Origin of the sequence: uncultured Clostridium sp. (genome assembly GCF_947036855.1) — a bacterium.
Taxonomy (GTDB): Bacteria; Bacillota; Clostridia; order Clostridiales; family Clostridiaceae; genus Sarcina.
Window position 1 is genome coordinate 1 of record NZ_CAMQRY010000095.1, and the last position, 9,318, is coordinate 9,318.

Sequence of the window (9,318 nt, forward strand, 5' to 3'; positions counted from 1 at the left end):
GTATTTAGTGAACTTATAGATTTAGAAGTTGGTAATACTATGAGTGATAATAAGTTTAGTATTAAAAGGGATAACTTATCTAAAGATGCTGTGGATAATATCAAAAATAAGGATAGCTTATCTGATATTTTAGGTCTAATTAATACTGTTGATAAAATAGTTGATGAAAATGAATCATTAAAAGTTGCTTATTTAAGCAAACTTTTAGATAGAATATAAATATATGTTTTGAGTTTTTACATTAAGTTTATGAAATTTGGTTTCAATACAGGTATATACATAAGAATTATCTTAATTTAGATGTTTATAAATATAGATAATTTTGTGTTATTATAAATAGTGGAAATGGAATGAACTTATAAAAGGGGATGTAGAAATATGAAAAACATAAAAGTTTGCGTTTTTGATGCATATGGAACATTATTTGATGTTCATTCAGCTAGTAGAAAGTTAAGTGATAAAATAGGTAAGGATTATGAAGAGTTTTCTAATCTTTGGAGAGCTAAACAACTGGAATATAGTTTCCTTAGAGAAATTATGGATGATTATAAAGATTTTTATGATGTTACAAGAGATGCTCTAAAATATGCTATGAAAACTCATGGATTAGAAAATTCTTTAGAAGCCGAGCTTATGAATTTATATAATGAATTATCAGCATATGATGAGGTTGTTGAAGTATTAAAGGAACTTCAGGAGCGAGAAATTAGAACAGTTATATTATCTAATGGTTCTTATGATATGTTACTTAGAGCTGTTGATAGTGCAGGGCTTACTAAGTATATTGATAATATTGTATCTGTTGCAGATATAGAAAAATTTAAGCCGCGTGAGAATGTTTATAAAATGATTAATTACAAAATAAATGTAGAGAATGATGAAGTAGCATTTTTCTCATCTAATGGATGGGATATTTCAGGTGCTGCTAAGTTTGGATTTAATACAATTTGGGTAAATAGATTTAATAAAGTTGTTGAAGAACTTACTGATAAGCCTAAGTTTATTGTTAAAGATCTTAAAGAGGCAATAACAAAATTAGAAGTTTAAATAAGCAAAAAGACTTTAGCTCACAGCTAAAGTCTTTTGTTTTAGATTTAAAAATGCTCTCCATTTTCATAGTAATCATTAGTGTTTAATTTATTAAAGAAAACATCTAAACATTCTCTATCTTTCTTGAAGTGTTCAGTTAAGATAACTGCAACTACATCTTGTACATCTTGTCCTCTATCAAACCAAGAAACTTCAATCATACTAGGTTGTGGAGAAAATTCACCATCAAAAATATAAGAACTTTCTATCATTTCTAATGTGAAATAATCTTTAGGACAGTCAATAACTTCTGCTAGTCTATCTACTAAAAATTTGCTTTCTTTTTTTACTTCATCGATACTGATTCCTCTAAATTTTAACATTGGCATAATATTAATCCCCTTACTCTATAAATTAATTTTATTGTTACTATAATAATAATAACTTAAATTTGATTTATTTATAAGAAATTTTTCTTTTTTTATTTTTGACAAGTAGTACAATACCACTAGTTAATCCAGATAATCCATCTGCTAAAGGCAAGGCTATCCAAATTCCAAGTAGTCCAAGATGGAATGTATATGGTAGTAAATATAAAAATGGTAAGAAGAATAATACTCGTCTTAATAATGATAGAATGAGTGATTCAGCAGCTTTTCCTATAGCTCTATAATATGAAATAATCATAAGATATACACCAAGAAGTGGTGTCCCAATTAGCACTATAATAAGCACTTTAGATGAATAATCAATTATAGAAGAGTTAGTTGTAAATAAGCTTACTAAATCTTTTGAAAAAATCATCATAATTATTGTAGCAATCAGCATGAATATAGATGAGTAAATTATTCCCCATGAAATAGCTTCTTTTACTCTTTTGATATTTTTAGCACCATGATTAAATCCCATAAGTGGCTGGCATCCTCTTGTGAATCCAGATGCAGATACCTCTATAAAGGATGTAAGTTTATAGACTATTCCATAAACTGCGATATCATAGTTTCCACCAAGAGAAAATAAAACTCTATTTAAAATCATTAGTGCCATGCTACTAGCAAATTGATTTGTAAATGTTGAAAATCCAACTGGTAAACCTTTTTTCAAGAACTTAAATTTACATCTTATAAACTTAAGTTTTATCTTTAAGAATGATTTAAATTTAAAATAATAAAGAACATAGAAGAAGTTTATAAATTTAGAGATAGTAGTTGAAAGCCCAGCACCAAAAATCCCCCATTTTAAGATAACTATAAATAGAATATCTAAAAGAATATTTGAGATAATACTAAGCATAGTTCCACGCATAGAGTAGTGAGTATCTCCTTGTGCTCCCATAACATTATTAGAAGCAATGCAAAGAGGATAAACTAAAGTTCCTACAAACATTATTTTTCCAAAGGTAGTAGCATCATGTATTACAATAGTTTTAGCACCAAAAAGCTCTACAATATTTCTTGTGAAAATTAGTCCTATAACTACTAAAATAATTGAGGCTATACCAAGAAAAGCAATAAGAGTACCAACACATCTTTCACTTAATTCATAGTTTTTCTTTCCTAGTTCTCTTGAGATATAAGACCCCATTCCTGCTGCAAAAAGTAAGGCAATTCCTGAAAGTATCATTTGTACAGGGAGAAATATAGAAACAGCAGCAATTCCAATAACTCCAACATATTTTCCTATAAAAATAGTATCAATGATATTGTACATAATACTAGCAAGTGATGAAATTGCTGTAGGTGTTCCTATTTTTAGAGCAGCCTTTGACATTTTCATACTTGATAAAATTTCTTTTCTAGACATTTTAATTTTATTCATTTTAAAAATCCTTTTTGTAAATTTTATTATATATCTAGGTTAAAGATTTATTAAAAATAAATCATCTCAAATTTAATACGTATAACATAAAGAACTTATTTAATAAAAATATTAAACAAGTTCTTTATAGATTTATAAAATTAATTTTGGTGTAGTTTTCCAAGTGATTTAACAAGCTTATTAGATTTATTATAAATTTCATAACTATAAGTTTGACCATATAAACTAGCAATAACCATATCATCAGATTCAAGTGATTTTATAAGTTTAAAATCTTCTCCATCTATTCTTAAAACATCTTCAACTTTTGACATTGTACCAATCATACCTCGATTTCCAAAATAATAGTCACCTAAAGCTTCAAATTTATAACTTCTAGTTAATATCTTAGCAGAACCTTCTTCATATTCTTCTTTTGATATACGTTTATAAATTAATGAGTTATCTTCAGTATTAAAGTTTGGTTGCACAGCAACCATCTCACTAGAATTTATTTTAGTAAATGATGAATTTGTCATCTCACCTTCTAGCTGATAGTTAAAGGTATCGATTGAATCAGTATCAAGAGGTGTAAACATATAAAAAGATATACTAGCTCTACCATTACCTAAAGTTTTAAATTCTGATAAACCATCATCATTCATTTTAGCATAAGCTGTTTGTCCAGACTCTCTTTCAACTTTGTAGTATCCATTTATGGATTCTCTAGTTAATCCATCTTCAAATGGTGTAAGATTTGTACCAAAAGTATCTTCAACTAAAGTAGAACTATCTTTTTTATTTTTCATATTAGTAGTTTCATCACTATTAGCTTTATTAGTTATTTCATTATTCTTAGCATTAGATTTAGGGCTTATATATGAGTAGGCTAAGACAGAACTAAGTGCTACTAAGGTAAGAGTTAAAGTTGTTAAAATGATTTTTTTCTTATTCATAAGGTCACTTCCTTTTTATATCTATTAGGTAAATTCACATATATACTAGGTTATAAGAAAAATTTAGAGTAGATATGTAGGTAATATTAATTAGATATAAATTATAGAATATAAAAAATCTACTAAATAAATTTATAGATATTTTAATTAATAATATGACAGAAAGTAATTGGAATGGGAAAAAAGTTTGGGTTGCTATAGATATTGCTAAACATTTAGAGTATGAAAATCCATCAAAAATAGTAAATTATTTTATTACTGCAAAGAATTTATTAAAAGGTGAAGATTATGAGCTTTTATCAAAAGAGGAATTAAGAAAATTTAAAAAAGAGTTATCTGATAATGGAATAACTCAATTTAGGCAGTCACCAAGACTTATATTGTTTTATGAGAATGGATTAAATGAATTTTTAAGGTATAGAAGTAAATTAAGTTATTCAGATATGGAAGAAGTTTTAGGGATAACTCATGAGGTATGTGAAAGTAAAACTAATGGTGTAGTAGTTAAAACTTTTAAAGGTTATAAATTTTATACATTTATTTGGAAGAAAAAGCAGTGTTGGATAGGTATTGAGGTAGCTGAAGTTCTGGAATATATAGATAGACCTAAAGCTATACATCAATGCATAGTAAGTGAGGAGTTTGAATTAGGCATTGATTATGATGTATTATATAACACAGAAATAAAAGAACTTATTAAGAGGGCAGGTGGAACGCCAATTAGTAATGGAGAACATATAAAACACTTAACGATATTGTATAAGGAAGGTTTACTTGGATTTATAAATTATGCACATATGCCAGTTGGTAAAGAGTTTAGGAAATGGCTTAGAAGAGAGGTTTTTACAGATATTATAGAACTAGAAACAGGAATGTTTATTGAAGATAATAAATATCAATTAAAGAATAAAGAATGTGATAACTCAAATAAAATTAAATTAGATAACTTAAATAATGGTCAAAATATAAAAGATCTTTTAGAAATTTTTAAAATGGTTGATAGAATTGTAGATGATAAGCAAGAAATTAAGTTTGAGTATTTAAATTCTATATTAAATAGAATTTAAAGTATTTATAAATAACATGCAAAATGTTTTATACTTAATTTGGTATTATTTAAAAAGAACTAGTGATTTTAAAGTTCTTTTTAAATAATTATAAAGAGTTTAAAAAATGTTTAAAGAATATTTTGGAATAGTTAGTGATTCCACTGTAGTATATATAATATAGAGAAGAAAATTAGCTGTGGGAGGAAATATCATGAAATATTTAGGAATTGATGTTGGGGGAACTAATATAAAATATGGAATATTTAATGAATTTGGAATTGAAGATATTTCACAAATTGGTGAAGTTAAAACAATAAATGATGATTTAAATAAATTTTTAGAGTTAATTACTAATATTATAGATAAATTTGATAATATAGATGGAGTTGGTCTTAGTATTCCAGGCGGAGTGGATGGCAAGAATGGTTTAATTATAGAAGGCGGAGCTGTTCCAGTGCTTGCAGGAATTAATATAAAAGAGATTTTATATGAAAGACTTGGTATTAATATTGCAGTTGAAAATGATGCTAATTGTTGTGCTTTAGCAGAGAAGTGGATTGGTAATGGTGTTGATGCAGAGAATTTCATTTGTGTAACTATAGGAACAGGAATTGGTGGTGGAGTTATTATAAATAATAAACTTTATGCTGGTAATAGATTTTTTGTAGGTGAATTTGGATATATGATGTTTAACTCAGGCGAAGAAGAAATTAAAAATTCTAAAACTACAAGCTATCATTGTTCAACTTATTCACTAGTTAGACAGGTTGCAGAGGTACTTAATATGGATAAAGAAGATTTAGATGGAAAAATGATTTTTGAGATGATAGAAAAAGAAAATCAAGATGTTATAGATGTTTATGAAAGTTGGGTTAGAAATTTAAGTCTTGCAATAGCTAATCTTGGATTTGCATTTGATCCTGATAAAATACTTATAGGGGGTGGGGTAAGCAGTGTTGATAAAGTTATTAATGATGTAAGAAAACATGTAGCAAGTATAAATATTTATTCTGCTAGATGGAAAATTGATAACTGTGCGTACTTCAATAATTCAGGAAAAATAGGTGCTGTATATAATTATATATGTGGAAATATTTAAGTGAGTTAAAGTGGTCTATGTAAAATAGGCTACTTTTTTAGTTTACAGATAAATTTACAATAAATATAATATCAAAGTGTAAGGTGATGATTTATTGGGAATTTATTATGTAAAGCAAAATATGTGGAGTTTTAAAAAATTGTATACTATTTATGATAATAGTAAAAATAAGATTATGGAAGTGCAGGGAACTAAAAATTTAATAATTATAGAAAGATTTATTGGTAATTTTATAAATATAAAATATAGGTTAAAAGCTTATGATTTATTTGAAAATGAAGTTTTTGAGATAAATAAAAAGAATGGTAAATTATTTAAGGAATTTGAAGTTAAACTTGGTGAGGAAAAAATGAATATTTCACAAGATAAGAAATTACTATCAAAACCGAGTTTACAGGTTAAGTTTAAAAATAATATTTATAGTATAGATGGAAATATAATGGCTAGAGAATTTAATATTTTTAATAAAGATTTTAAAGTTTGCAGTAGTATTTATAAAAAAAGATTTAAATTAAATGATTTTTATGAGATACATATAGTAGATGAAGAGTTTGATAATCTAGGAATTATAATTTGTTTACTTGTAGATTGTTGCTTTAGTATATGAAGCTAATTTTACACTTTTAGTAAATTATGATATGTTAGAATTATAGAAAAGAGAAAACAGGAGGATGAAGTATGGCTACTAAGAAAAACAAAAGAGGTGAACATAGCACAGTTGTTAGAGTGGTATGTTTTATAGCAGCAATAGGAATGGTAATTATGTTTGCAGCAGGAGCTTTTGCAGCTTTTTAAGCAATGAGATTTTTTATAAAAGAAATTTACGGGATATAAAATTTAATTATAGAAATTTAGATAGCATTAATACAAAAAGTATTAATGCTATTTTCCATTAGTACGATATGCTAAGTTAGGGTATCATAATTTTTTATGTAAATTTAACATTTAGTATAAAAAGTGGTATTATAGATTAGAAATACGAGTAAAACACTCGGAATGGTTTGAAAGTATAATGATTTTGATAAGATATATACTAATAAGGGATGGGATATCCCCTTTTAGAATTTAATTTTATCGCTTAACAAATGAGGAGGGAAAAATGATTTTACAGAATATAAAAGATTTCTTTAGTGTTTTTGGAGCGCCAGTTTTTTTACCGGTTCTTATTTTTATAGTATGCAAAGCACTAAGAATGAATAATAAAAAATCTTTCATGTCAGGACTTTATGCTGGAGTTGGTCTGCAGGGGTTTATGATGCTTATTGGAGCATTTACACCAATTATTATGCCTGTTGTAAAGCAACTTGTACACTCAACAGGTATTAATTTACCAGTTTTAGATTTAGGGTGGCAGACAACAGCTATTATAGCTTATTCAAGCAAGGTGGGATTAATGCTATTTGCATTTGCACTAGTAGTTCAGTTAATTCTTTTTGCTACAAGATTCACCAATATATTTATGCCATCAGATTTATGGTTGAATTATACATATATGATTTGGGGTGTAATGTTATATATTGCAACTAATAATATATGGTTATCAATTCTTTTCATGCTTGTGATACTCTTATACACAGTTCTAAATATTGAGGTTATATGTAAGAGGTGGTCAAGATATTATAACTATCCTAATTGTACGATTATATCAATGCATAATACAGAGGTTACAGTACTTTTATATGTGTTAGATCCTATTTTTAATAAACTTGGGTTTAATAAATTAAAGTTTCATCCAGAAAAACTTAAAGAGAAGCTTGGAGTTTTTGGAGAAATTGGAACTATAGGTCTTATACTTGGGATATTTATAGGGATTCTTGGAAATCTAAAAAGACTTGATACAATGGCTGCTTGGGGACAAATTACAAAGCTTGGAATTGCACTTGCAGCACTTATGATGATTTTCCCAAAAGTTGCAGGGATTTTTGGAAAAGCATTTACGCCTATGGCAGATAAAGTTAATGAAAGTCTAGAGAAAAGTAAGGGAAAAGGAAAACCTAGAGAGTGGTATATTGGAATTGATGATGCAGCAGGTTATGGAGAGCCAGCAACTTTAATTTCTGGTACATTACTTATTCCTATAATAGTAATTATGGCTTTAATTCTTCCAGGGAATAAAACTTTACCAATGGTAGATTTAATAGCATTACCATTTATGGTTGAAGCTCTTGTAGCTATGACAAAGGGAAATATGCTTAAGACAATTATTGTAGGAGCAATTTGGTATTCACTTGGATTATATATGTGTAGTGCAATAGCACCAATTTATACACATGCAGCAATTCTTGCAGGGATAGCTATTCCTGCTGGGGCAGTTATGATAACAAGTTTTAATATGATGGCTCAACCTATTGCAGGACTTATGTTCTTAGGGTTTTTAACACAAAATCCTATAATAATTGGGGGAATAATTATTCTTTACTTTATACTTCTTTTTGTTGTTAAAAAGAATAAAGAAAGAATTCATAATTATATAGAAAGACAAGCAGAAAAAAATGCTTAAAATTTTAGAAAGAGTTAACCAGTTTTGGTTAGCTCTTTTTTATGTATTTTTTTAATATTATAATCAAGAAAATTATTTAATAGTGTCTAGAAGTAATATGAGATAATTCTTTTAAAGTAAGTTAAAATATAATTCATAAAAAAATGTTATAATATGTTAATAAATGTGAGTTTGGGAGGGTATATGAAATATAATTTAGAGGGAATTAAAGAGCAATATAAGAATGATAAGAATATGGAGTGCATATTATTTTGGGGGCATAGGGTCAAAGAAAATGATGTTATAAGAAAAAGCTGTTTTAGTCAATGGTATAAAGTAAGTTTTAATATTGATGGAATTATATATAATTGTGCCGAGCAGTATATGATGGCTGAAAAAGCTAAAGTGTTTGAGGATGTTGATATTCTTTTAGAAATTTTAGAAACATCAGAACAAGCAAGGATTAAAATTCTTGGAAGAATGGTTAAAAATTTTGATGAAGAAATTTGGAATAATCAAAAATATAAAATAGTAGTTAAAGCAAATTTACATAAGTTTTCACAAAATGAAGAGTTAAAGGAATTTTTAATTGGGACTGGTGATAAGGTTATAGTTGAAGCAAGTCTTTATGATAAAGTTTGGGGTATTGGAATGAATGAAAGTGATAAAGATGCAACTAATCCGAATAAATGGAAGGGTGAGAATTTACTTGGATTTGCACTTATGGAAGTTAGAGATTTACTTTTAGGGAAATAAAAATTAATAGCTTGGGGGAGTTTAATTTGTATTTAAGAATTATGAGTGAAGATGAAGCAAAAGAAATATGTGCTTGGGAGTATGAGGAAGAATATTCAGTATATAATTACTCGGGTTGGGATAAATGTAGAGATGAAGACTGGGCAATAACAA

At 27.2% G+C, this 9,318-nt stretch carries 10 protein-coding genes; 7 read left to right on the forward strand and 3 right to left on the reverse strand.

What is annotated here, in order from left to right; genetic code table 11:
* Positions 1-219: hypothetical protein (locus Q0V15_RS09600; protein WP_297438415.1), on the forward strand; the 219-nt coding region annotated here is incomplete at its 5' end.
* A gap of 159 nt (positions 220-378) precedes the next feature.
* Positions 379-1,047, forward strand: coding sequence for a haloacid dehalogenase type II (locus Q0V15_RS09605; RefSeq protein WP_297438417.1), 669 nt, complete (start codon positions 379-381; stop codon positions 1,045-1,047).
* Between the two features lie 47 nt (positions 1,048-1,094).
* On the opposite strand, the gene Q0V15_RS09610 is transcribed toward Q0V15_RS09605, so the two are convergent.
* The 3 genes from Q0V15_RS09610 to Q0V15_RS09620 form a co-directional block, all read right to left on the reverse strand.
* Complete coding sequence (locus Q0V15_RS09610; RefSeq protein WP_297438419.1) at positions 1,095-1,418, reverse strand: DUF1904 family protein; 324 nt, start codon at positions 1,416-1,418, stop codon at positions 1,095-1,097.
* A gap of 67 nt (positions 1,419-1,485) precedes the next feature.
* A complete protein-coding gene (locus Q0V15_RS09615; RefSeq protein WP_297438421.1) occupies positions 1,486-2,847 on the reverse strand; it encodes an MATE family efflux transporter in 1,362 nt (453 codons plus the stop codon).
* Positions 2,848-2,987: 140 nt separating this feature from the next.
* Positions 2,988-3,782, reverse strand: a complete 795-nt coding sequence (locus tag Q0V15_RS09620) for a hypothetical protein (protein WP_297438423.1) — start codon at positions 3,780-3,782, stop codon at positions 2,988-2,990.
* A gap of 155 nt (positions 3,783-3,937) precedes the next feature.
* On the opposite strand from Q0V15_RS09620, the gene Q0V15_RS09625 reads away from it, so the two are divergent.
* The 5 genes from Q0V15_RS09625 (at position 3,938) to Q0V15_RS09645 (ending at position 9,165) form a co-directional block, all read left to right on the forward strand.
* Complete coding sequence (locus Q0V15_RS09625) at positions 3,938-4,849, forward strand: BRO family protein (protein ID WP_297438425.1); 912 nt, start codon at positions 3,938-3,940, stop codon at positions 4,847-4,849.
* A gap of 193 nt (positions 4,850-5,042) precedes the next feature.
* Entirely contained in the window at positions 5,043-5,930 is an 888-nt protein-coding gene (locus tag Q0V15_RS09630; protein WP_297438427.1) for an ROK family protein, read from the forward strand.
* Between the two features lie 139 nt (positions 5,931-6,069).
* Positions 6,070-6,537 (forward strand): hypothetical protein, encoded by a 468-nt coding sequence (locus Q0V15_RS09635; protein ID WP_297438429.1) that lies wholly within the window; start codon positions 6,070-6,072, stop codon positions 6,535-6,537.
* A 492-nt stretch (positions 6,538-7,029) separates the two neighbouring features.
* Entirely contained in the window at positions 7,030-8,430 is a 1,401-nt protein-coding gene (locus tag Q0V15_RS09640; RefSeq protein ID WP_297438431.1) for a PTS galactitol transporter subunit IIC, read from the forward strand.
* A 183-nt stretch (positions 8,431-8,613) separates the two neighbouring features.
* The gene (locus tag Q0V15_RS09645; protein WP_297438433.1) at positions 8,614-9,165 is read left to right on the forward strand and encodes an NADAR family protein; all 552 of its coding nucleotides are present in this window, start codon (positions 8,614-8,616) and stop codon (positions 9,163-9,165) included.
* Positions 9,166-9,318 lie beyond the last annotated feature (153 nt).

Excerpts from the sequence above, each read along its gene's own strand:
- Q0V15_RS09640 (WP_297438431.1), top strand. The coding sequence starts at position 7,030 with ATGATTTTACAGAATATAAAAGATTTCTTTAGTGTTTTTGGAGCGCCA.
- Q0V15_RS09625 (WP_297438425.1), top strand. The coding sequence starts at position 3,938 with ATGACAGAAAGTAATTGGAATGGGAAAAAAGTTTGGGTTGCTATAGAT.
- Q0V15_RS09645 (WP_297438433.1), top strand. The coding sequence starts at position 8,614 with ATGAAATATAATTTAGAGGGAATTAAAGAGCAATATAAGAATGATAAG.
- Q0V15_RS09620 (WP_297438423.1), bottom strand. The coding sequence starts at position 3,782 with ATGAATAAGAAAAAAATCATTTTAACAACTTTAACTCTTACCTTAGTA.
- Q0V15_RS09610 (WP_297438419.1), bottom strand. The coding sequence starts at position 1,418 with ATGCCAATGTTAAAATTTAGAGGAATCAGTATCGATGAAGTAAAAAAA.
- Q0V15_RS09605 (WP_297438417.1), top strand. The coding sequence starts at position 379 with ATGAAAAACATAAAAGTTTGCGTTTTTGATGCATATGGAACATTATTT.
- Q0V15_RS09630 (WP_297438427.1), top strand. The coding sequence starts at position 5,043 with ATGAAATATTTAGGAATTGATGTTGGGGGAACTAATATAAAATATGGA.
- Q0V15_RS09615 (WP_297438421.1), bottom strand. The coding sequence starts at position 2,847 with ATGAATAAAATTAAAATGTCTAGAAAAGAAATTTTATCAAGTATGAAA.